This window comes from Sediminibacterium ginsengisoli (assembly GCF_900167075.1).
Taxonomy (GTDB): Bacteria; Bacteroidota; Bacteroidia; order Chitinophagales; family Chitinophagaceae; genus Sediminibacterium; species Sediminibacterium ginsengisoli.
Genome location: NZ_FUWH01000006.1, coordinates 242,062 through 265,748 on the forward strand (window position 1 = coordinate 242,062; position 23,687 = coordinate 265,748).

General features: G+C 47.1%; 27 protein-coding genes. 16 read left to right on the top strand and 11 right to left on the bottom strand.

Translation table 11 applies throughout. The features are described from left to right. The first annotated feature begins 11 nt into the window (after positions 1-11). From B5D42_RS11990 to B5D42_RS12015, 6 genes are all read left to right on the top strand, one after another. Positions 12-419: a LytR/AlgR family response regulator transcription factor gene (locus B5D42_RS11990; RefSeq protein ID WP_078831751.1), complete on the top strand. Its 408-nt coding sequence runs from the start codon at positions 12-14 to the stop codon at positions 417-419. Between the two features lie 357 nt (positions 420-776). Next, entirely contained in the window at positions 777-1,634 is an 858-nt protein-coding gene (locus tag B5D42_RS11995; RefSeq protein WP_026770093.1) for a sigma-70 family RNA polymerase sigma factor, read from the top strand. Between the two features lie 162 nt (positions 1,635-1,796). After that, positions 1,797-2,744, top strand: coding sequence for a thioredoxin-disulfide reductase (trxB, locus tag B5D42_RS12000; RefSeq protein ID WP_078831752.1), 948 nt, complete (start codon positions 1,797-1,799; stop codon positions 2,742-2,744). A gap of 54 nt (positions 2,745-2,798) precedes the next feature. After that, complete coding sequence (folB, locus tag B5D42_RS12005; RefSeq protein ID WP_078831753.1) at positions 2,799-3,164, top strand: dihydroneopterin aldolase; 366 nt, start codon at positions 2,799-2,801, stop codon at positions 3,162-3,164. Between the two features lie 18 nt (positions 3,165-3,182). Continuing rightward, positions 3,183-3,935 carry a tetratricopeptide repeat protein gene (locus tag B5D42_RS12010; RefSeq protein ID WP_078831754.1) on the top strand — a complete coding sequence of 251 codons (753 nt, stop codon included), beginning with the start codon at positions 3,183-3,185 and terminating at the stop codon, positions 3,933-3,935. Positions 3,936-3,949: 14 nt separating this feature from the next. After that, complete coding sequence (locus tag B5D42_RS12015; protein ID WP_078831755.1) at positions 3,950-4,210, top strand: acyl-CoA-binding protein; 261 nt, start codon at positions 3,950-3,952, stop codon at positions 4,208-4,210. Between the two features lie 9 nt (positions 4,211-4,219). Here the strand turns inward: B5D42_RS12015 and B5D42_RS12020 are convergent, their stop codons facing one another. Continuing rightward, positions 4,220-5,578 carry an MATE family efflux transporter gene (locus B5D42_RS12020; RefSeq protein ID WP_078831756.1) on the bottom strand — a complete coding sequence of 453 codons (1,359 nt, stop codon included), beginning with the start codon at positions 5,576-5,578 and terminating at the stop codon, positions 4,220-4,222. 93 nt (positions 5,579-5,671) lie between these two features. On the opposite strand from B5D42_RS12020, the gene B5D42_RS12025 reads away from it, so the two are divergent. Genes B5D42_RS12025 through B5D42_RS12055 form a run of 7 tightly spaced genes read left to right on the top strand, consistent with a single transcriptional unit; the run spans position 5,672 to position 12,322 of the window. Beyond that, on the top strand, positions 5,672-6,502 hold the full coding sequence (locus B5D42_RS12025; protein ID WP_078831757.1) for a DUF3822 family protein: 831 nt from the start codon (positions 5,672-5,674) through the stop codon (positions 6,500-6,502). Further along, on the top strand, positions 6,499-7,041 hold the full coding sequence (locus B5D42_RS12030) for an RsmD family RNA methyltransferase (protein ID WP_078831758.1): 543 nt from the start codon (positions 6,499-6,501) through the stop codon (positions 7,039-7,041). Before B5D42_RS12025 ends, B5D42_RS12030 begins: the two co-directional genes overlap by 4 nt. Beyond that, the gene (bioD, locus tag B5D42_RS12035) at positions 7,041-7,685 is read left to right on the top strand and encodes a dethiobiotin synthase (protein WP_078831759.1); all 645 of its coding nucleotides are present in this window, start codon (positions 7,041-7,043) and stop codon (positions 7,683-7,685) included. The genes B5D42_RS12030 and bioD overlap by 1 nt, the downstream gene beginning before the upstream one ends. 60 nt (positions 7,686-7,745) lie before the next feature. Continuing rightward, a complete protein-coding gene (locus B5D42_RS12040; RefSeq protein WP_078831760.1) occupies positions 7,746-8,315 on the top strand; it encodes a 5-formyltetrahydrofolate cyclo-ligase in 570 nt (189 codons plus the stop codon). 25 nt (positions 8,316-8,340) lie between these two features. Continuing rightward, positions 8,341-9,390, top strand: a complete 1,050-nt coding sequence (gene lpxK, locus B5D42_RS12045; RefSeq protein WP_245825662.1) for a tetraacyldisaccharide 4'-kinase — start codon at positions 8,341-8,343, stop codon at positions 9,388-9,390. Next, entirely contained in the window at positions 9,387-11,453 is a 2,067-nt protein-coding gene (gene rnr, locus B5D42_RS12050) for a ribonuclease R (RefSeq protein ID WP_078831762.1), read from the top strand. Before lpxK ends, rnr begins: the two co-directional genes overlap by 4 nt. Further along, a complete protein-coding gene (locus B5D42_RS12055) occupies positions 11,453-12,322 on the top strand; it encodes an SH3 domain-containing protein (protein ID WP_078831763.1) in 870 nt (289 codons plus the stop codon). Before rnr ends, B5D42_RS12055 begins: the two co-directional genes overlap by 1 nt. Positions 12,323-12,532: 210 nt before the next feature. On the opposite strand, the gene B5D42_RS12060 is transcribed toward B5D42_RS12055, so the two are convergent. Next, the gene (locus B5D42_RS12060; protein WP_078831764.1) at positions 12,533-13,846 is read right to left on the bottom strand and encodes a saccharopine dehydrogenase C-terminal domain-containing protein; all 1,314 of its coding nucleotides are present in this window, start codon (positions 13,844-13,846) and stop codon (positions 12,533-12,535) included. Between the two features lie 275 nt (positions 13,847-14,121). Between B5D42_RS12060 and gyrA the strand changes: the two genes are divergently transcribed. The 3 genes from gyrA to B5D42_RS12075 all read left to right on the top strand — a co-directional run bounded on the left by gyrA (position 14,122) and on the right by B5D42_RS12075 (position 19,447). Further along, positions 14,122-16,704, top strand: coding sequence for a DNA gyrase subunit A (gene gyrA, locus B5D42_RS12065; RefSeq protein ID WP_078831765.1), 2,583 nt, complete (start codon positions 14,122-14,124; stop codon positions 16,702-16,704). Positions 16,705-16,823: 119 nt separating this feature from the next. Next, positions 16,824-18,194, top strand: a complete 1,371-nt coding sequence (locus B5D42_RS12070; RefSeq protein ID WP_078831766.1) for a hypothetical protein — start codon at positions 16,824-16,826, stop codon at positions 18,192-18,194. Between the two features lie 107 nt (positions 18,195-18,301). Continuing rightward, positions 18,302-19,447, top strand: a complete 1,146-nt coding sequence (locus tag B5D42_RS12075; protein WP_078831782.1) for a PQQ-dependent sugar dehydrogenase — start codon at positions 18,302-18,304, stop codon at positions 19,445-19,447. A gap of 467 nt (positions 19,448-19,914) precedes the next feature. On the opposite strand, the gene B5D42_RS12080 is transcribed toward B5D42_RS12075, so the two are convergent. The 9 genes from B5D42_RS12080 to B5D42_RS17990 form a co-directional block, all read right to left on the bottom strand. Further along, positions 19,915-20,256, bottom strand: coding sequence for a hypothetical protein (locus B5D42_RS12080; RefSeq protein ID WP_078831767.1), 342 nt, complete (start codon positions 20,254-20,256; stop codon positions 19,915-19,917). Continuing rightward, the gene (locus tag B5D42_RS12085; protein ID WP_078831768.1) at positions 20,253-20,498 is read right to left on the bottom strand and encodes a hypothetical protein; all 246 of its coding nucleotides are present in this window, start codon (positions 20,496-20,498) and stop codon (positions 20,253-20,255) included. Before B5D42_RS12085 ends, B5D42_RS12080 begins: the two co-directional genes overlap by 4 nt. A 12-nt stretch (positions 20,499-20,510) precedes the next feature. Next, a complete protein-coding gene (locus B5D42_RS12090) occupies positions 20,511-21,194 on the bottom strand; it encodes a collagen-like triple helix repeat-containing protein (protein WP_078831769.1) in 684 nt (227 codons plus the stop codon). Next, positions 21,181-21,798, bottom strand: coding sequence for a hypothetical protein (locus B5D42_RS12095; protein WP_078831770.1), 618 nt, complete (start codon positions 21,796-21,798; stop codon positions 21,181-21,183). Before B5D42_RS12095 ends, B5D42_RS12090 begins: the two co-directional genes overlap by 14 nt. 1 nt (position 21,799) lies before the next feature. Continuing rightward, positions 21,800-22,264 carry a hypothetical protein gene (locus tag B5D42_RS12100; RefSeq protein ID WP_078831771.1) on the bottom strand — a complete coding sequence of 155 codons (465 nt, stop codon included), beginning with the start codon at positions 22,262-22,264 and terminating at the stop codon, positions 21,800-21,802. A gap of 9 nt (positions 22,265-22,273) precedes the next feature. Then, the gene (locus tag B5D42_RS12105) at positions 22,274-22,897 is read right to left on the bottom strand and encodes a lysozyme (RefSeq protein WP_078831772.1); all 624 of its coding nucleotides are present in this window, start codon (positions 22,895-22,897) and stop codon (positions 22,274-22,276) included. 97 nt (positions 22,898-22,994) lie between these two features. Then, a complete protein-coding gene (locus B5D42_RS12110) occupies positions 22,995-23,174 on the bottom strand; it encodes a hypothetical protein (protein WP_078831773.1) in 180 nt (59 codons plus the stop codon). Next, positions 23,167-23,319: a hypothetical protein gene (locus B5D42_RS17895; protein ID WP_176112995.1), complete on the bottom strand. Its 153-nt coding sequence runs from the start codon at positions 23,317-23,319 to the stop codon at positions 23,167-23,169. The genes B5D42_RS12110 and B5D42_RS17895 overlap by 8 nt, the downstream gene beginning before the upstream one ends. Next, positions 23,319-23,687, bottom strand: a 369-nt coding sequence (locus tag B5D42_RS17990) for a hypothetical protein (RefSeq protein WP_217698816.1), incomplete at its 5' end; no start/stop codon positions are given. The genes B5D42_RS17990 and B5D42_RS17895, both read right to left, overlap by 1 nt.

Consider the following 23,687-nt stretch of genomic DNA (forward strand, 5'->3'; position numbering starts at 1 on the left):
AAAGAAAAAAAATGATAAACACAACCAGCCGCGAAGACCTGATGAAGCTCATTAATCATTTCCGCCAGGAAGTAATGAGCTGGCGATCCAGATTCCTGGTGCATAAAGGTTCCCGTTTTATCTCAATTGCTGTTGAAGATATTGCCATGATCTACACAAGGGACAGGGGGCATTATATTAAAACTTTTTCCGGTGATGATTACCAGATCGACACCAATCTCGACCGGCTGGAAGAGGAACTGAACCCCTCGGATTTTTACCGGGTAAACCGCCAGTTTATATTGAATTACCGTTCTATAGACCAGGTACTGGCCTGGTTCGACGGAAAACTGAAGGTAACCGTGAAACCGGCAGGTTACGAAGATATCATCATCAGCAGGCTGAAAGCAACTGATTTCAAAGTGTGGCTGGGGAAATAATTCTACCAGGCCCACCGGGCCTTGTCCTCACTCCCTCACTTCGCCCTCACTCCATTCAAGTGAGGGCGAAGTGAGGGGAGAACTTACAACTATTAAACTGCCCCTTTGGAATAATTAACTTTTTTCAATCAAAATCACATAAGATATTGAAAAAAAGGCTATTATGTTTTGCTGCAACCTGTTATTTTTTCCCAAATCCTTCAAGTTTATCCACAAAAACTGGTAAAATCCGATGTTGCAACGTATTTTTGCAGACTTGTGACATAGGCTGGCCCGAAATTTAACGCTTCTATTACAGGATTTGTAAAACATTTTAGGTCTTTAGCTCGTTTATAGTATTAAATACAGTAACAAAACATGAGGCAGCTCAAAATCGCTACACAGATCACGAACCGTGATTCGCAGGCCGTAGAAAAGTATCTGCAGGAGATCTCCAAGATCCCTATGATCACTCCCGAAGAGGAAACAACACTGGCACAGCGGATCAAGATGGGTGATCAGAGAGCTCTCGACAAATTGGTGCAGGCCAACCTTCGTTTCGTGGTATCTGTGGCTAAGCAGTACCAGCACCAGGGCCTTTCCCTTAGCGACCTGATCAACGAGGGTAACCTCGGTCTGATAAAAGCCGCCCAGCGTTTCGATGAAACCAAGGGCTTCAAATTCATCTCATACGCGGTATGGTGGATCCGCCAGTCCATTTTACAGGCGTTGGCAGAGCAGGGCAGATTAGTCCGCCTGCCTCAAAACAAAATCGGCACTTACAACAAAGCGAATAAAGCCTACATGGCTTTTGAGCAGGAACACGAACGCGAGCCTTCTACCGAAGAGCTGGCAGAGATCCTGGAAATGTCTGAGACAGAGATCAACAACATTTTCCAGAGCAATACCCGTCACACTTCACTGGATGCACCTGTGCACGAAGCGGAAGACGTGGCAATGGGCGATCTGCTCGAAGGCAGCGATGATACCGACGACGATGTTATGAAGGATTCACTCCGTGAAGAGATCCGTCGCGTATTGAAATCGCTCAGCCCGCGCGAAGCAGAGATCGTGAACGCTTATTTCGGACTTGACGGCGAAAATGGTGTTACCATTGAGCAGATCGGCATGAAATACGATCTTACCAAGGAACGTATCCGCCAGATCAAGGAAAGAGCGATCAAACGTTTACAGAAAGCACGCTACAGCAACGCGCTGAAAGCATACCTCGGTTAAGCGTAGCTTAAACAGATCTAAAGCCTCCTGTTTCAAGCAGGAGGCTTTTTTATGTACCCTGCAGCTTATAGTTTATCCCCAAATAACAACCCATTGTGAAAAAAGGAATGCGTTTAACCAGCGCGGATCAATAATTTTGCACAGCAATAAAAAAACTTCAGTATGGCAAATGAGGAAATAGAAAAAGTACATGTTCTGATCATAGGTTCCGGACCTGCAGGATACACAGCAGCGATCTACGCGGCACGGGCCAACATGAAACCCGTATTATACCAGGGCATTCAGCCCGGCGGCCAGTTAACCATTACTACGGAAGTGGAGAACTATCCCGGTTATCCGGATGGGATCCAGGGGCCGGAAATGATGGTTCATTTTGAAAAACAGGCAGCAAGAATGGGCGCAGATATCCGTTATGGCCTTGCCACACAGGTAGACTTCAGCCAGCAGCCTTATAAAGTTCAGATCGACGAGGAGAAATGGATCGCAGCTGATTCCATCATCATCTGTACCGGCGCATCTGCCAAATGGTTGGGGCTGCCAAGTGAAGAAAGACTCAACGGTTTCGGCGTCAGCGCATGTGCTGTTTGTGACGGCTTTTTCTTTAAAGGAAAAGAAGTGGCAATCGTAGGCGCTGGTGATACTGCAGCAGAAGAAGCCCTTTATCTCTCCAAATTATGTACAACCGTTCACATGCTGGTACGCCGCGACCAGATGCGCGCCAGCAAAGTAATGCAGGACCGTGTGCTGGCTACACCAAACATCAAAGTATACTGGAATACAGATACCGAAGAAGTGCTCGGCGAAAGCAGGGTGGAAGCTGTGAAGATCCGCAACCACCAGACCGGTGAAACAGCAGAGATCCCTGTAAGCGGTTTCTTCGTGGCCATCGGTCACCAGCCAAACAGCGGCATTTTCAAAGGCTGGCTGGATATGGACGAGACAGGCTACCTGCTCACAACACCGGGCACCACACGCACCAATATTGAAGGTGTGTTTGCCGCAGGCGATGTGCAGGACAAAAACTACCGCCAGGCTGTTACCGCAGCGGGCAGTGGTTGTATGGCAGCGCTCGATGCAGAACGATACCTCACCGCAAAAGGTTTGAATTAATATTTATCCCGCATGGAATTGTGATCAGTTTCATGCGGGATCATTCATTACAGCATGTTAGCGATCCATCTTAATAATCTTTGCTTTCATAGTTTTCACGGCCTGTACGCAGAAGAACGCGTAACCGGGAATGATTTCCGTGTGGATCTTACGGTACAGCATCATCCCACCGCGTTATCCGTACGCAGCCTGGAAGATACGATAGACTATGCAGCCGTTTACGAACTCGTAAAAGCGGCGATGGATGAACCCCGCGACCTGCTCGAAACTGTAGCCATCGATATTGCCAATACCATTCTGAAGCGGTACGCACATGCAGAAGATGTATCGGTAAGCATTACTAAATTATACCCGCCGATACCTGCCATCCAGGGTAGCCTGGGTGTCAGTTTTAAACTGAACCGAAACCAGCTTGTATAAGTCATTTATCTTTCAGTTATGAAATACCTCTTTACCTTTTTTTGTTGTTTTCTGCTCGCTGCTGTCAATGCGCAGGACGTGAATATCTTACTCAAGGAAGCCGATAATTTCGAAAAGCAACAGAAAGATCCCGAAGCGATCGAGAAATACAAACAGGTACTTGCTGCTGATCCTGCCCATATAAAAGCACTCACGCGTTCGGCCGAACTGAATGCTTCGATCGGTTCCAGGCAGACTGATAAAAACACCAAACGCCTTTATTACGAAACGGCACTGTCGCTGTCAAACCGTGCTTACCAGGCAGACAGCACCAATGCGGAAGCCAGCTATGCCATGGCAATGGCTTCCGGTAAAATGACCGAAGTGGAAAGCGAGAACAAAAAAATAGTAAGCTATGTGCGTGATGTAAAAAATTATGGCGAAAAAGCACTGCAGCTGAATGCCAGTTTTGGTAAAGCACATTACATCATCGGCAAATGGCATTATGAAATGGTGAACCTGTCGGGAATAAAAAAAGCAGCCCTCAAACTGATCTACGGTGGCATGCCTGCCGCGGAAATGGATTCGGCTATTACCCACATGGAAAAATGCCGGACACTGGAGCCTTATTTCGTGGCGAATTACCTCGACCTGGCTAAAGCTTACCGCGACGATCATAAACCTGCACAGGCGCTTGAAGTACTGAACCGACTGGTAAAATTACCCATCCGCACGGCAAATGATGCTGCCATGAAAGCAGAAGGCGCTAAATTGCTGGAATCACTTCAATAATAAACACATCAGAAATGGAATTACAGGAACTTTTTGAGCAGGCCGTAGCCGGTACCAAAACGTTAACGGAAAAACCTGATAACGAAACCTTGCTCAAACTTTATTCACTCTATAAACAGGCAACAGAAGGCGATAATGCTGAAAGCGGCCCGTCGAATCCCTTCGATTTTGTTGCCAAATTCAAACACGAAGCCTGGGATAAACTGAAAGGCACTTCCAGGGAAGAAGCGATGGAAAAATACATTGCCCTGGTAAACGTATTGAAAGGACAATAATTTATCCGGCTAGATCTTCCTGCTTTTCCATCTCCCGCTGCGGATATACCAGTAGGAGGGAATAAAGAGTACGAGCCAGTAGATCACTTCGCTGGCCCAGCCCCATGCGATCGGGAGCTTCAGTTGTTCCAGGACGATATAATTGTATACACAATAACAAATGATCGCCGCTGTTTCCGTGATCAGGTTCATTCTTGAATTACCGGTTCCCGTAACCGCGTTCAGCCAGATCACGGATACCGACATCAGCACCAGCGCACAGGATACCACCCGCATCACAGGTATGGCTGCGTTGATAAAATCTTCACCCTGGCCGTAGATCGACAAAAATGCATGCGGGAAAATATTCAGCAGTACACACACGATCAAGGCAAAACCTACACTCCAGCGCATGATCCGGTGAATCAGTTCTATCACCCTGTGATGCAATCCCTGCCCGATCACATTACTCACCATCGCATTGGCAGTAGCCGCAAAAGCCCAGGTAAAACAGCCGAAAAAGCCGAAAATATTTCGCATGGTGTTGGATACGGCAAGATCCCTTTGTCCGTGGTGTTCTATCAGGATATAAAAAAATTCCCAGCTTACAATACTGATGGTGTGTTGTAAGATCAGCGGCGATGATTGTGTAAGGATCAGTTTACCGGCTGCTGCATCGTAAGCCTTGTTTTTGAACAGTTCCAGTTTTTTACCGATGCCCTTGTAATGGATCACCAGGAAGATCACGGCCAGCCCCGTGATCTCCGCGATCACAGAGGCCCACGCAGCCCCGTTGAAACCCAGCTCGGGCATACCCAGTTTACCATAGATCAGTCCGTAATCGAGTACAATATTGGTAATGGCTTCGGTTGCCGTACCGATCACGAGGTAACGGCTGTGATTGGTTCCTACCAGCAATGCATTGCGCATCTGGTAAACAAAAAGGAACGGGAGTCCGAGTATACGTATATTCAGGAACTTCACGGCCATGTCCACACCCGACTGGTCGTGCAACGTATAACGCAGGATCCAGGGCGCTACAAACCAGGTGATCAGTATCCCCGCCAGTGCAAAAGCAAGCGCAATCCGTACGCCCTGCCAGAAAAGCGTTCCGATGGCATCAATGCGGTTTTCTCCCGCGCGTCTTGCGATCAGTGCCTGAAGGCCGTTGTTCAGTCCGTGCCCCATCACCGCAAATACCAGGTAATAAACCCCTGTAATGCCTGCCATGGCGAGTGCATGCTGGCTTAGTCCGCCCAGGAATATATTATTGGTAATAAAATTGATCTGCGGAACAATGATCGATGCGGAGATGGGTAATGCGATACGTAAGATCTGCTTATCCGAAATACCCACCTGCAGGTTCATGTCCTTTCTGCCTTCTTCCATACGCCGTAAAGCTACTATTTTAATAAAGTCTGCCTAATTCATCCACCCGCCATAACGGTTTTTTTATATCATTGCATTGTAATTGATCAGCACATGGCCCATAAGACAATAGGTTTATATACAGCCGGGAGCGGAAACGGACAACTGGTGATCGAGATCGGCCATGATCAGCTTGCCTGCCTGGTAAAAAACAGCGAAGGCCTGGTAACCGGTTTCGAGCTCTTCGAAACCGAAACCGCTGAGAACGACTGGAACGATGTATTCTATGAAACCCGCGAACTGTCGCAACTGCTCACAGGTACTTACGCGGAAACACATATCTGTTATCATTTTGAAGAAGCTGCGGTAATGCCGGTGAAATTCTCCGGTATGGATGCTGCTGCCGGCTATCTCGCCACACTTTTCGGTGAGAAGGAACGCTATGATACCCGCATCGATAAAACACTGGACCAGCAGGGACTGCATACAGCTTACCGTGTACGCAGATCCGTTCAGGAACTGGCCGGAAGGTATTATGTATTACACCAGGCACATCATTCCTGGTCGCGCCTGCTACATTATGCAACTACTTCAGGTAATGATCATGCAACGGTGTTCAACATACAGGTATATAAAAGTCGTTTCACCATGACTATTACCAGGGGCGGGCAATTACAGCTGATCCGTTCATTCGGTTATCAAACGGAACAGGATATTTTCTATCATATTCTTCATGCCCGCCAGGAACTGAAGCTGGAAGACATACAGGCAACCGCAGCGATCAGCGGTTTGTATGATCCGGCATCAGCACTGCATAACAGGCTGCGGCAGGTTTTTGCAGCTGTATTGCTGGATGAAGTGCCCCCGGGACATATTTTCAGCAGTGAGCAGGCATCAGCTTACCCGGCACATTATTTCACGCCATATTTTATACTGGCCGTATGAGGATCATTTCAGGAAAATGGGGCGGGAGAAGGATCAGTCCGCCGGCAAACATGCCGCATACACGTCCTACAACAGATATAGCCAAGGAAGGGCTTTTCAATATACTTCAGAACCGGATGGATTTTGAAGGCATCACCACGCTAGACCTCTTTGGCGGAACGGGTTGCATCAGTTATGAACTGGCATCGCGCGGTGCGGGAGACCAGACGATCGTGGAGAAGGATCCGGTGATGCATGCGTTCATCAAAAAGAACCTCGACATGCTGGGCGCATCCCATTCAAAAGTGCTCAAAATGGATGTGTTCGCATTCCTTGCGGGCAATACAGCCACTTACGATTTTATTTTCGCAGGGCCGCCCTATGCATTGGGCACTATCGATGAACTGCCTAAGATCATCGTAAGTAAAAAACTGATCAACAAAGGCGGATTCTTTGTGCTGGAACATACCCCGCGCAATAATTACGAGAACGCGGAAGGATTCAGTTTCATGCGGCATTACGGAACCACTATTTTCTCATTCTTTGTGAACGAAGCATAATGCAGCCCATTTTCATCACCGGGATCGGAACCGATGCAGGTAAAACAGTAGCATCTGCTGTTGTTGTACAGGCCTTACGGGCCGATTACTGGAAGCCGGTACAGGCAGGACTGGAAGAGACAGATTCGGATAAGATCCGTTCACTGACCGCTGTTCCGGGCGGAGTGATCCATCCGGAATCTTACCGGTTGAAATTACCGGCATCACCACATATCGCAGCAAGGGAAGAAGGTATACGTGTTTCCGTATCTGCATTGGTAGAAAAAGCAGGTAGTATTTTACCGGCAAATGGTAAACATCTTGTTATCGAAGGTGCAGGCGGACTGCTGGTGCCGTTGAATGAAAGGGAAACCGTGGCCGATCTTATAAAAGCATTGAATGCAAAGCTGATCCTTGTAAGCCGCAATTACCTGGGCAGCATCAATCATTCATTACTCACAGCCGAATGCTGCCGCAGCAGGAATATTCCCGTACTGGGCTGGATCTTTAATGACCAATACATGTCTTACGAAGAAGAGATCGCAGGCTGGAGCGGTTACCCGGTATTGGGTAATATCCCGCTGCTGTCCGGACTGAACCGCGAAAACATTGCAGCACAGGCCGCAGTATTAGCGCCGCAACTCACAGAGATCCTCCGCGGATAAACAATCATACTGCTGAAAACATTTGTATCTTTCATAAAAGGAAGAGCATTCGATAGCTATATGACCAAAGAAGAGATCCGATCAGTTTACAAAGCAAAAAGAGCAGCGATAGATCCGAGGCAAAAACTGAAACTCGACGACCTGCTGCTGCTGCAATTTCAACAGCTTGATTATGCGGGAGTGGAAACCCTGCTCACTTACTGGCCTATGTCTGGTCAGGCAGAACCCAATACACATCTTTTTTCAGGTTACCTCCGGCACATGCTGCCCGGCCTGCAGATCGCGTACCCGGTCAGTGATCAGCCTACATCAACATTCACTGCGGTACTGATCGATGAGTCGACCGTATACCATACCAACAGCTGGGGGATAACAGAACCAACCGCAGGAATTCCGCTGGATGCAGCAGCCATAGACCTGGTGCTGGTTCCGCTGCTGGCGTTTGATGAAGAAGGATACAGGGTAGGTTATGGCAAAGGATTTTACGACAGGTTTCTTGCCAATTGCCGCGAAGATGTGGTAACCATGGGCTTTTCTTATTTCCCGCCGGTTCCACGGATCGCAGATACAGGACAATTTGACGTACCTTTATCCTATTGTATCACGCCGGACCGTATCTATGAATTTTAATACATTGTTTCTTAAATCTTTTCGGGTGCTGCTTTTGCCGGTAGCGTTGATCTATGGTTTGATCGTATATATCCGCAACAGGTTATTTGACAGGAATTATCTGAAATCTGCAGCGTTCAATTTTCCGCTGATCTGTATCGGGAATCTCGCAGTAGGGGGAACAGGCAAATCGCCCATGGTAGAATACCTCGTAAGATTGCTGCAGCCGCATTATAAAATAGGTACATTAAGCAGGGGTTATAAAAGGAAAACAAAAGGTTATGCGCTGGCAAATGCCAATACTACGGCGCTGGAGATTGGTGACGAGCCGATGCAGTTCCATCTTAAGTTTCCGACGATACCCGTAGCTGTAGGTGAGGAAAGGATTGTAGCCATTCCGCATATGCTGCAGGATGTACCCGATCTGCAGGCGATCATACTGGACGATGCATTCCAGCACCGTTCCGTAAAAGCGGGCTTCAATATCCTGCTTACTGAATACAGCAATCTTTACGTGCACGACTTTTTCCTGCCAACCGGAGATCTGCGTGACGAAAGAGGGTCGGCAGCACGGGCACAGGTGATCATTGTAACGAAATGTCCGCCAGATCTTTCGGAAGAAAAGAAACAGAAGATCATCCGCAGCCTGAAACCTGCCGAGTACCAGCAGGTATATTTCACCACCATCCGTTACGGTATTCCGTATCATATCCATAACAGTACCGATGAATGGCTGCTGACGCCGCGGGATGAAGTGTTGCTCGTATGCGGAATTGCCAACCCGAAGCCACTGAAGGATTATCTGCATGAACATACACATACCTATTACCAGCAGGATTATTCCGACCACCATATTTTCTCTATTGATGATCTGAAAGAGATCGCAGAGAAGTTCAAAGAGATCAGGGCTAAGGATAAACTGATCCTCACAACCGAAAAAGACGCGGTACGTTTTGCCAAGTTCACCGAACAGCTGGCCGATCTGCCGTTGTATGTATTGCCGATCCGGCACGAATTTTTATTTGAAGAAGGAGCACAATTCAATAAGCAAATCATTGATTTTATCCGAAACTTCAGCTTTAACCCGAAATCATGAGCAGAAAGAAATCAAAGCAGAAACAGAAACAAAGATCGAAGCCCTCTTCGCAGGCAACCATACTGAAAGGCAAACTTGAAGTAACGCGTTCGGGCATGGGTTATGTGATCGTAGACAATGTAGCCGGCGACGTACTCGTAAAACCTGCCGACTTCATGACGGCCCTCAACGGCGATACCGTACGCGTTAAAGTGATCAAGGAAAATACGCGCACCGGGAAAAAAGAAGGCAAGATCACGGAAGTGGTTACACGTAAGCAGACAGAATTCATCGGGCATCTGCAGCTTTCAGCCAATTATGCATTTTTTGTACCGGATACAGATAAACCGATGCCGGATCTCTTCATACCATTATCATCAACTTTAGGTGCCAAAGACAAAGACAGGGTGGTGGCCAGGCTGGTGAAATGGGATAAGGACGATAAAAAACCGGTGGGAGAGATCATAAGTATCATGCAACCGGAAGATGAGAATGATGCAGCCATGAAGGAATTACTGGCCCAGGCCGGTTTTCCGTTGTTTTTCCCGGATGATGTGATGGAAGAGGCCGCAAGACTCCCGGAAATATTATCATCCGAAGAGATCGCGAAGCGCAAGGATTGCCGTGATATACTCACTTTTACCATCGACCCGGTAGACGCGAAGGATTTTGATGATGCGATCTCCGTACGCAAACTGAACAGCGGCCTGTATGAGATCGGGGTGCATATTGCGGATGTGAGTTATTATGTTCGCCCGGATACGGAACTCGATGCGGAAGCATACAAGCGCGCAACATCCGTTTACCTGCCGGATCGCGTAAACCCGATGCTGCCGGAAAAGATCTCGAACGAATTATGTTCGCTCAGACCGCATGAAGACAAGTTCACGTTCTCTGCCATTTTCCAGATGACGGAGAAAGGAGATGTGAAACAATACTGGCTGGGTAAAACAGTGATCCACTCCGATCATCGGTTCACATACGAAGACGCACAGGAGATCATTGAAAAAGGAGAGGGCCCTCATCAGGAAGAAATATTATTGCTCAACAGCATTGCACAGCGTATCCGTAAAAAGCGTTTCAGCAAAGGTGCGATCAACTTCTCATCGCAGGAGGTAAGGTTTAAGCTGGATGAAAAAGGAAAGCCGGTCGGGATTGTGGTGAAGGAAAGCAAAGAAGCACACCAGCTGATCGAAGAGTTCATGCTGCTGGCCAACAGAACCGTGGCAGAAAATGTATCTAAACTGAAGATCAACAAAAAGCCGGTACCATTCCCTTACCGTGTGCACGATCAGCCTGATGAGGAAAAGCTGGCGCCGTTTGTAGCATTTGCAAAGAAATACGGTTACCATTTCGATATGTCTTCCGCACAGGGCATTGCCAAAAGCTTTAACCAGATGCTGGAAGCAGCACAGGGTAAACCCGAACAGCATGTACTGGAACAGCTGGGTATCAGAACCATGGCCAAGGCAATTTATACATCCGAAAATATCGGTCACTATGGCCTCGCATTCGAACATTATTGCCATTTTACATCACCCATCAGGCGTTACCCGGATGTACTGGTGCACCGTGTGCTGGAATCGATCATAGAAGATCAGCCGGTGCTCGATAAAAAAATGGAAGAGAAATGCCGTCACAGCAGCGAACGCGAACGTGCGGCAATGGAGTGTGAACGTGCCGGCAACAAATACAAACAGGTAGAATTCATGCGCGATTACCTGGGTGAAACTTTTGAAGGTGTGATCAGCGGCGTGGCTGCATTCGGCTTCTTCGTGGAAACCATCCTGCACAAATGCGAAGGAATGGTAAGCATGCTCAGTCTTTCCGAATACGACGATTTCAGGCTGGTTGAATCCGACTACAGCCTGGTAGGCATGCGCAGCGGACGTAAATTCAGGATGGGCGATAAAGTATGGATCCGTGTAGTAGCCGCCAATCTCGAAAAACGCCAGCTTGATTATGAATGGGTACTCGGCCCCAATGGCGATGAAGAAACAACGGTAAGACCTGCAGCAAAGAATAGGAAGCAGGAAAAGAAAACGGCTACAGCAAAAACAACGCGTAAGAAAAAAACGGAGTGATGCGCAAATACCTTGTTTGTATCGGGATCCTGTTCCTGCTGCTGGCGCCTAAATTGCACGGCCAGGAAATGTATTACAATATCTGGAGCGATTTTCATAATACTCCTTCCAAAACTGTATTTGCAGATACCGCAAAGATCAGGTCTGCGCCCGGCACTAACAGCCTGGTGACCGACACATTATATGCCGGTGATACTTTATTCGTAATAGCTACCGAAAAACAGGAACTCACACTGAAAGGCTTCACGGCTCCCTGGCTGAAGGTTCGTTACAATGTAACTGGTGTTCAGAAAACAGGTTATATCTGGGCGGGACTTGTTTCTTTTGAACGCGCAGCCAGTAACAATACCACATTTGTATATGGGTTAGATCTTATCAGGTCGAAGGACAGTGTATTTGCAGACGGTGAAAAAGTAAAGTTGCGCGAGTGTATCGTAAAATTAAAGGCAGTACAAAACCGCAAAGTCGTTTCGGCCAGAGGCTGGGTATTGGGCAGTGAAGAATCGCTTAGCTACACAACGGCAAAGCTCACCAAAGGAAAGGGGTTGGCAACGGTTCTGAATCTGGTAGAGGTTGTATTCTCTGGCGAAGCCTGTGGCATACCAACACTTACCTATACATACGCCTGGAATGGCAAACAACTCATTGCATTGCCCGAATTGATGGATGTGGGTGATGCAGATGTATACTGGCACGAAGAACGTTTTGTGTACCCCGCCGACAAAGGTGGTAAACCTTCACTTCTTACCTGGAAAATGAAAGAAGCAGAGTCAACAGAAAAAACAGATAAAAAAGGTAATACCATCTATAAGGAATCATCAGCCACGAAAACATACCGCTGGACAGGTGATAAGTTCATTCTTCAATAAATGATTACGCGGGATATTTAAAAGTTACCAGCTAAAACCCGCTGATCGGCAGGACTTGAAGGAGTTGTGGGGTGAGGGCGAGGTGAGGGGGAGCTGCGCTCCGGTGAGGGGAAGTGAGGGGACAAGAGACTTTACCCTCACTTCCCCTCACTTCGCCCTCACCCAAACGCAGCTATAACTTTTTATTCAGCGACTAACAACTGCGAAGGTTCAATATTCTTTTTCCGTAAACGCAATGCCTTCCTCAGCCAGTTTCTCCAATACGGGTTCATAGATTTCCGGCAGGATGGGAATGTGCAGCCCACGCAAAGTGATCTTATCATCCAGCAATAACACTGCGGCGATGCCCAATGGTAGTCCTACGGTTTTGGCCATAGCTGTATGCAAGGCATCGTTTCCTGCCACCACCAGTGAACTTTCAACCTGGTGTGCAGCGCCGTTGAGCTCGTAACCGATCTCGTGCAGCATTACGATCAGGTCTTTATCATGCGGCTCCAGTACCAGTTTTTTCTCGAGCAGGTACTGCATCACATCTGCGGCACTAGCTTTGGTAAGTGGGAGTATTTCATCGCTGTTTAAACCGAGGAAACTGAATTGCTGTTTGAGTGTTTCATCCGTATCCAGTTCGCTGAATGAAAAAGAAAGTTGCTGGCGGTGGAGGTGCAAGCGGAGAAACTCTTTTACCGATATTCCGTTCAGCTCGTACTGTTCGGTTTCGTCGGTAAGTTTCAGTTCCACGATCAGCTGCCAGCCGCGGCAGAAATTGGGATAACGCAGTGTAGTACGCATGAATGTAGCTGCATCTTCCAGTCCGTAAACCGGCATATAGCTTAATGAATCACGGTTAGGGTAGTAAGCCAGCTGGCCAGTGAGTCCGGTTGCCACTTCACCGCAATTGCGGAAAATATCTTCGTATGCTTTTTGCTCCTCAGCACCATCTTTCTTATAAACAGCACCGGCCTTACCCGCAAGCACCACGTTTCTCGGGTTCCAGCTGATCTTGTAGTGCCATGGGTTGTTATCGCTTTCAGGTGAAACAAGTCCGCCGCAATGCGAAAGGAAAGAACGGATCTTACCGCCGGCAGCCTTGATCCGGTGGATCAGCTGCATAGCGCTCATGTGATCGATGCCGGGATCAAGCCCCATTTCGCAGAGGAATAACAGGTTGTTACCGGCGATCTCCGCGGCCAGTGCCCGGATCTTTTCATCCACATAAGACGCAGTAAGCAGGTGCTTGCGGAAACGGATACAATCGGTTGCAACGAGATAATGCAGGGCGGGCGGCATCATGGAGATCACCACATCCGCATCCTGTATCAGCGCGGCGCGGGCAGCTTCATCCTGGATATCCAGCCGAACCGCTTTGATGAAATCACTTACACCGGTTTTTGATTGTGCAAGCTGCAGGTCGGCATCGGCAACGGTTACCTGCCATTGCCTGTTCTCTGCTGTTTTTTTCAGGAAGCTGATGAGTACGGTGGCCGATTTTCCTGCACCGATCAGTAAGATATGTTTGGTCTGCATAAAAGGTCTGTTAAACGGGGGCTAAAGATACTATCCGGGCATGGAAGAAAAGCACAAATATGCACCAGCGGTAAAAAATATATCCACCTGTTTATCAGTAGTTTACACCGGTTGCCGGCAACTGTTCCGGAACACGGACATCTCTGCCGGTAATTAACCCCCATTTGTGGATAAAAGTCTCTTAAAAACACCCGTTTCAGCTCCTTTTTACGCCCTGAAAAAGTTATCTTCGCCCACCTTGAAATATTTTAAAAATCAAGTATAGGAATACAGACATGGAAGAGAACCTGATACCCGAACAGACGAACGACAACGATCGCATTATACAGGTAAACATTGAAGAACAGATGAAGACCGCCTACATCGATTATTCGATGTCGGTGATCGTGGGCAGGGCCCTGCCTGACGTAAGGGATGGTTTCAAACCGGTACACCGCCGGGTATTGTATGCCATGAACGAACTGGGTAACCACAGCAATAAACCCTACAAGAAATCAGCCCGTATCGTGGGTGAAGTAATGGGTAAGTATCACCCGCATGGAGACTCTTCCATCTATTCTACGCTGGTACGTATGGCGCAGGACTGGACCATGCGTTATATGCTGGTAGACGGTCAGGGTAACTTCGGTAACCAGGATGGCGACCAGCCGGCTGCGATGCGTTATACCGAGTCGAGGTTACAGCGACTGGCAGAAGCCATGCTGTCCGACATCGACAAGGAAACGGTGGATTTCCAGCCCAATTTCGATGATTCCCTGGAAGAGCCGACTGTATTACCGACCCGTATCCCGCAATTGCTGGTGAACGGATCCTCGGGTATTGCTGTAGGTATGGCCACCAACATGATGCCGCATAACCTGAGTGAAGTGGTAGATGGTTGCATAGCATATATCGACAACAGGGAAATTCCTGTGGAAGACCTGATCAACTATGTAAAAGCGCCGGATTTCCCAACGGGAGGTGTGATCTATGGTATGGATGGCGTAAGGCAGGCACTACTCACAGGCCGCGGCCGTGTGGTAGTGCGTGGTAAATGTCATGTGGATACCAAAGCCAGCGGACGCGAGCAGATCGTGATCACGGAAGTGCCTTATCAGGTAAACCGGGATGCGCTTACAGACCGTATCGGCCAGCTGGTAAATGATAAGACCATCGAAGGTGTGGCACATGTGAACAATGAAAGTAACATGCGCGAGGGTACCAGGCTTGTGCTGGATCTGAAAAGAGACGGCGTGGCCCAGGTGATCATCAACCAGTTATTCAAATACACCGAGCTGCAGACCAGCTTTGGTATCAATAATGTGGCTATCAGCAAGGGCAGGCCGCGTATTTTCAACCTGAAAGACCTGATTGCAGAGTTTATAGAATTCAGGATGGATGTAGTGATCCGCCGTACTAAGTTCGAACTCCGCAAAGCGGAAGAAAGGGCGCATATCTTACAGGGTTACCTGATCGCGCTGGATCACCTGGATGAAGTGATCAGCCTGATCCGTAATTCAAGCACACCGGATGCAGCGAAAGAAAACCTTGTCAATGCAGGCTGGGGACTCGATGAGATCCAGGCAAAAGCGATCCTGGAATTAAGGCTGCAGCGTCTGACCGGCATGGAGCGTGAGAAGATCAAGGAAGAATATGATGAGCTGATGAAGCATATCGCATCACTGAAAGAACTCCTGGCCAATGAAGGTCTGCGTTACGAGCTGATCAAAACCGAACTGCTCGAAGTAAAAGAGAAATTCGGTGATGCAAGGAAAAGTGAGATCCAATACCTCGCCAATGAAATGAGGATTGAGGATCTGATTGAAAATGAGGATGTTGTAATTACTATTTCGCATTTAGGTTATATTAAAAGGACATCGGCAACAGAATACCGCCAGCAACGCAGGGGTGGTCGTGGGGCAGTTGGTTCCAAGACCCGCGAAGAAGATTATGTGGAGCACCTGTTCGTAGCATCAACGCACGATACCATGATGTTTTTTACAGAGAAAGGCCGCTGTTACTGGCTGCGTGTGTATGAGATTCCGGAAGGCGAGAAGCAGAGCAAGGGCCGCGCGATCCAGAACCTGATCCAGATCCCGGGCGATGATAAGGTGAAAGCCATCATCGACGTGAAAAAACTCGATGACAAGGAATATGTGGAGAGCCATTATATAGTTCTCTGTACCAGAAAAGGCATCATCAAGAAAACATCGCTGGAAGATTTCAGTCGCCCGAGAGCCAATGGAGTAAATGCCATTACGGTGGTAGAAGGCGATGAGCTGATCGAAGCAAAAATGACCAACGGGCAGTCGGAGATTATGCTGGCAGTGAAAAGCGGCCGTGCGATCCGTTTCCCTGAAGATAAAGTACGGCCAACCGGCAGGGGCGCGATCGGAGTAACGGGTATAGAGGTAGACGATGAGAAAGATGAAGTGATCGGAATGATCTGTATCGACAAGGAAGATACCTCCCGTACCATCCTCGTGGTAAGTGCCAAAGGTTACGGAAAACGAACCCAGGTAGACGAATACCGGATCACGAACCGCGGCGGGAAAGGAGTGAAGACGATCAGTGTAACAGAGAAAACCGGCGACCTGGTAGGTATATTATATGTAACGGAACAGGAAGACCTGATCATCACCTGTAAGTCGGGCATCACCATCCGTACCGGCATTGTGGATATCAGGGAAGCAGGACGTGCAACACAGGGTGTGAAGCTGATCCGTATCGACGAGGGCGACCAGATCGCAGCCATCTCCCAGATAGAAGAGCAGGAGGAAGAAGCAGAAATTGCAGAAACCGATGGGCAGCCTGAAGGCGAAAATGGCGCAGCACCGGCAGCAGATACAGCTGAAACAACAGAACCCGTTCAGGATTAATCGAATAGGAAGGAATGGAGGGCTTAAAGAGGCCCTTCATCCTTTTAACGTCCTGATTATTAGAACTAAAGCAGTTTCCCTATTTTTGTAAGAACCGATAATTAAATCACTCCCAAATTATGAAGAAGCTTTTATTGCTCGCTATGTTGGGCGCAACGTTTCAACTGGCAACAGCGCAGGATTTTAAAAAAGTGCAGAGCGCATTTTTATTGAACAGGATAGATGAAGCGAAGACAGAGATCGATAAAATCGCTGCAGACCCTAAAGTGAACACCAAACCAGACGTATTATACTGGAAAGCAAAAGTATATGCTGCTATTTATAAAGACCCGACCTTAAGTGCCAAGTATCCAAAGATCAAAACAGAAGCGATCGAAGCAATGGATAAGTACATGACAGCAGAACCATCTTTTGCGCAGGTAAAAGAAAAAGGCGCTGATCCGTTCTTCGACCTGTATTCAACCTCTTTTGGTGGTGGTGTAAAAGTATTCAACGAGAAAAAATGGGATGATGCACTTGATTATTTCAGCTCAGCTGTAAAATATATCGATGCCATCATTGCAAATAAATGGACCAATGCGAATATCACATTCGATACAACCGCATTATTATACGCAGGTTATTCAGCCCAGAACGCCAACAAGGCAGACGCAGCAGTAAAATTCTACAGCAGGCTGGCAGACCATAAAGTAAGCGGGGAAGGTTATGTAGATGTATACAAATACCTGCTGCTGCATTTCATCGAGAAAAAGGATGAGGCAAACTTCAACAAATATGTAGCGCTGAGCAAGGAAGCATATCCTAAAGAAAACTGGGGTGATTACGAGATCGAGTACATCGACAAAAACTACGACCTGGCTCAGAAAACAGCTATGTATGAAAAAGGAGATGCGGCTGGTACACTGACTGAAGCGAATTACCTCCAGTTCGGTGACCTGTTCAGCAATATCAAAGCAAAGGAAAAAGACAAGCACGACAGCGCAACGCTGGCCATGTACGGCATGAAAGCGGCAGGCGCGTTCAAGAAAGCCTACGCGAAAAACGACAAAAATGCGATCGCAGCCTTTAATGTAGGGGTAATGTATTACAACCAGTTCGGTGACCTGGACGACAGGTATGCATCCAACATCAGGGCAATGCAGGTACTGAACAGCAACAAACCGGTAGAAAAAGATCCAAAGAAAAAAGTAGCTGCAGATGCTAAGTTCAACGAACAGCTGGCGCCGATCAAGAAAGCGAATGCAGACCTGGAGCAGCCAATGAATGAAAGCCTGGATCAGGCGATAGAATGGCTGACCAAATCTTTCGAGATCCTCAAAGCAAAAGGAAACCTGTCTGGCACAGAGAAAAGTGTAGCCAACAAAACGGTTGACTGGCTGGCAAACCTGTATGCTTACAAACGCGACAAAGCAAGAGGTAAAGATGCAAAAGTGTTTGATGCGAACGACGCTAAATTCAAAGAATTCGACGCATTACACGGAAAATTCTAATATAGCATAAATGCATATATGTAAATGGTCACCCGAAAGGTGGCCATTTTTTTTTATAGCGTGCCGGGCACATGAATTGCAGGATCTGGTTATCTAAAACACCGTATATGCCACATTCATATTTAGCCATAGCCGCGTTTATGCTGTCGGGTTTGTTTTCCTGTAGCAGAACTGTAGAAGATAATCCCGGAACTTCAGCAGAAGAGCCGGTAGTAAAAACGGAAACTCTCGTCAATAATTATGAGATCATCTGGGGAATGGATTTCCTGCCGGACGGTGATCTGCTTTTTACAGAGAAGAAAGGCAAGATTCACCGCTATAGTAAAGGAACAGTAACGGAGATCACCGGCGTACCCGCAGTGAATAATGGAGGCCAGGGCGGTTTGCTGGACCTGAAAGTTCATCCCAACTATGCGCAGAACGGCTGGATCTACTGTACTTATTCAGGCACGGATAATACAGGCAAGGGCAGCTGGAACCTGGCTCGTTTTAAAATTACGGCAAATGCTGTAAACAGCTGGCAATCATTGCTTACAACAACCAGTCCGAACGGCTGGCAGGGGCATTACGGCAGCAGGATCGTATTCGGGCCAGATAATCTGTTATATGTGAGTGTTGGTGAAGGCGGCCCCGGAACACAGGGCGGTGCCAATTCATTTAACAAGAATGCCCAGAGCACAACAGAGATCTGGGGCAAAGTACACCGTTTAACTGATGACGGACTCGTGCCCGGCGATAACCCGATCTTACCGGGTAATGCAGCACCCAATAGTATTTATTCATACGGACATCGTAATCCGCAAGGCCTGGCCTGGAATCCGTTCACCAACGAATTATGGGAAACGGAGCATGGACCCAAGGGAGGTGATGAAGTGAACATCATCCGCAAAGGAGCCAATTATGGCTGGCCGCTGGTATCGTACGGAATCAACTACGACGGAACAACGATCTCAGAGAACCCGGAGATGACGGGCGTAGATAAACCGATCCATACCTGGACGCCATCGATCGCAACCTGCGGCTTGGCGTTTATAACCAGCAATAAATTCAAAGCCTGGAAAGGTAATATGTTGGTTGGTTCGCTGGTGTTCAAATACCTGTCGCGCCTGGAGATGTCGGGCAACCGTGTAGTAAAAGAGAATAAATTACTCGAGAACATCGGACGGGTTCGTAATGTAAAGCAGGGGCCGGATGGAAATATCTATGTGTCTGTAGAAGGACCGGGAAGGATCATCAGGCTGGTAGCGGAATAAGATATTAATGAGGAAGCACTAGGAATGGTGCTTTCTTTTAAATCTATTACTTAACATAATATTAAGTAAGATTACAACGAAATTTTTGCAATATGAAAAATTCAGTTACTTTTGAAGGGTTGACGAAATGACAGTAGAAGAGGTGATAAGAAGGCGCGAATTGGCGCAGGATTTGCTTTCATAGTTGATGTTTAAAAGTTACAAATTGGTGGTTTGTGGTAATGGTGAGGGCAATTATATAACATTCTTAAAATAGGTGACACAACTGTTTTTCAACAGATGTGTATAACCCGGTTCATAGTGTCCGGGTTGTAGTTCAGATTTATTGATGTTTATCTGAACACGTGGTAAGGTGGGGTGGTACCCATCATATTCAATCCGAAAGGATTTATAAGTGCAGGCGTGGTAACCTGCACTTTTTTTTATGTAGCTCCAGTAACGAAGGCCCTGAACCTTCATACCTGCAGTTATCGCCCAGGTGGTGGACAAACACACATGAGTGTATCACCTTTAGCCACCGGCACATCTTTACTCATTACCCTTGAATACAAGCGGCGAGGCTCTAACACCAACGCATCGAGAGCAACGTTATATCCAGCGAAAGAAGAAAGCAAATCCGTAGCATTACTGCCAAGCATTGCCTTAGCGGCATCTTTGCCCCATTCAGCACTGATGTTATACGGCTCACTGACTTCCGATATCGGAATAAATCTTTCAGTGATGTTATAGTGCCATTGACCAGCAGTATCCGTTTCCGCTTCATACACGCGGACTGTCCAGTGCGCTATAAATTGTACATCTGTGATCATTGCGCAAAATTTACAGGTGTGAAATCAATACCGGGATGCAGTGCTGCAATTTTCTGTATGAGCACATCGTCTGTCAGCCAGTTATCTGTTTCTTCTTTCTGCAGCAACACAGTGGCTGCGTACACAACCTCTGAACCATGCAGCAACATGTAACGCATACGCGCCGTTCCTGATGATCTGTACTGCACTTCATAATCATAACCATCAACGTTAATGGCCGTTTGTAAAGCTATTTTTGTCATTGAATTTTGTGTTTAATCGTTTCTGATGGAAATAGGGAATGTATAACCGTTGATGTTAACGGGAAGAATCGAGCCACCCAAAGTCACAGTCAATCTATTAAGAAGGGAGTTAAACTTTGTTTTCAAATCTTCGAACGTATCGTCTTCAGTAACATAATATTCCGATGTGATAAGATCGTTGTAGGCAAAAGGAACACCAATCTTAACAGGAGCCGGATCAACGCCAAAAGTCTCACCGGTCTGTATTGAACCGTCAAACTGCGTTACAGTTGCATCAATCTTAAGGCGTGCGGTCGAATCGTCCGGCTTAAAAGCCTGCAATACCGCAGTTCCTGAATCGGAAATACTGGTAGGCTTCAGATGTATCTTATTACCGCCGTTATCCTGGAAAAAGAGGCTATTACGGCCGTGTTCATCAAAATAGTTCTGCCATCTTTCATCTACAGCACCTGCACCTGGTTCACCGGGATCACCTTTGTCACCCTTATCACCCTTCGGGCCGGGTGCACCGTCACTACCAGTATCGCCCTTATCACCTTTATCACCCTTTGGGCCTGCCGGGCCGGGAGGCCCCGGATCACCGGGGTCACCCTTTCCGAAATCTTCAGGCTTATTAAGGATCTCCGTAATACCGCTGGTAGCTTCCCAATCACTGTTTTTCTGCCTGCGGCTACTGTTATTCTTAACGTCTGCCATAACTGTACCTCCTTTTAGGTTTCATTGCCCTGATCGCTACAATCACAACAGCAACGATAGCAACAATGACAGCACCAATTTTCATATACGACTTGGTACTGGTATTAGGAACCCTTGTATTGCCCGGCTCCGGTGTCTCTACTTTGCCATTAACAGTACCAACAATCGGGTTCGACTGTACAACAGGATTCTGAAAAAATGACTGTGTAGTTCCAGCCAGCTGGAACGTACTTTTTGAGTAGTTAGGATCTTGCTTTTCTACAGCATCGGCTTCAGCAGACATGCCGCCTGCGCGGATCTTTGCAGCAATTTCCTTGTACGTTACTTTACGCCTGAAAGTGCCGTAAGAATCATACCCGTCCTGATTAACAAGCGTATCAAACCCCTTGTTGCTAACATAACCATAGAGATTAGAAGCTGTACGGGCCTTATCTTCATCAGCCGGATAATCAGTAACCCACGCTCTCGCCTGTGCCGGTGGCCATCCTTTCCAATCGGACAATGTATCACGCTTAAATAAGCCACCAATAAAGCCCGTAGCAGCCGCAAGCGGATTACCTGCTACGTTACTAACCGTTTTCGTTAAATCTTCAAAGAATGCCATATTAAACGAGATTATCCTGAACGTATTTGTTTAAAGAAGACCAGTGACTTTTACAAAACCAGCCCATCGGATTACCCCAGCTGTCCAATTCCTTCAGCACAGCATTTTTAAAGGAAGAGCCATACGCATTCTGATAATAAGTAGATGCATATTGCACCTCTTCAGCATTGCGCAAAGAATTAAGAAAGTCCACCACCTCACTCTCCGATGTTGACCAAGCATCAAACATATCTTTCAACGATTTCACAACACCCACAACAAAACTGGTACGGATAGCAGTACACGACTGCTGATTAAGATCTGCATTAACCTTCTCCTGATCCTTACCGGCAGACAGAAAAGCAAACCCACTGGAAAACTTATTTAACAAGGACTTGCCGAAAGCGATAACCGCGATCACAACAATTCCAATAATACCCCAACGCATATACTGCGTTGCCTGATTGTTTTTTCTTTTATATGCCATAATGGTTTTTTAAACGAGGAACAAAGCACGCTCATCAGGACGGCGATTCGTAAGGCCTGCAATCACAACCTTTGCACCATTAACGGTTACCTTATTCCATTTGAGAAATTCATCGGCTACAGCCTTTGCTGATTCACCGGCCTGTATACGTTTCCATAACGTAGATTCGAGCAGAGCACCAGTACCAACGTTATAAGCAAACGATACAAGCGCAGCCGTTTGAGAATCCGTTAACTTAACCTTTGACCTCGAAACAACGAAATCGTATTTCTGGTTAAACTCATACTCAAATTCTGCCTGGGCCTGATCCTTTGTGATCACATCACCCTTTTTTACCGATGCACCGTTTTTATACTTGATAGTACCCCAACCGATAGTCCATATTCCCGCGCTATCTTGGTAGGCTTTGAGGTATAAACCTTCCCATTTTTTTATGATAGCTTCAGCTGTTTTTTTTGCACTCATAAGTGGATTGTAAATTGTTAATGTATTCTGCAAGTCGTCCAGCATTGACGTTTCATCCCCTTCATTTCTTTTCGGGAATATGATACGCCAAACAAAAGCAACTGCAGCAAGAAGAAAAGCCGCCGCTAATACAAGGGCGGCCTTTCTGTTTTTGGTTTTTCGCGCCATGGTTTACTATTTAATAAACATGGCTTTGATCTTGGATCCGAAGAAGTACCACGCAGCACCAGCGGCAACAACCACGGCAGCGAGTATGTACAATGTCTTAGATTTCATCTTTCTTTTTGTTTTTGTTAAGAATGTGTTTGATAGCTGGTGTTACAGCAATAATCGCTACTGCAATCTGACCAAGGGCCGAGATCACGCCCGGCACCTGGGAAAGAAAATGCATAAAGCCGCTACCTGTCACACCAATCGTTGCGATTGAATAGGGATGATTAGTCATTCTTCACTTCAGGCTTTGCGTCCGCAGGTGCATGTCCTTCATAGTAATCATGGGCAGCTTTGAAACCTGCGTTCACCGCTCCCAGCACGACACCGAAAATCATTGCCTTACGGAGAAAGCCACCCATTTTTAATAAGAACTTCATTAGCGGCGGTTTTTAGGTTGACCAAAGCGGCCGCAGTAACCGCCATTAGGCGCTTTAGGATTCAATACCAATCCGAGTTTCTCAATAGAAACCTTACCGGTTGATTGATCGTAAAGACAGCTAACGAGATAAGGAGCAGCCATGCCAACCTGAACCGTAGCAGTCCAGTTTTCCCAATTGCGACCTGTACGGCTCTCATGTACGTTGGTACCCTTATTAGGGCCACATATGATGGTAACAAAGCCTTGACGACTGGCTTTCCAACCACGTACCCACGGCTTACGGCTATCACCAGACACACCCGAAGTGCAGCCAGAACGTTTACGCTTTGGTCGATTATTACGGTTGTTATTGAAGTTATTATAACC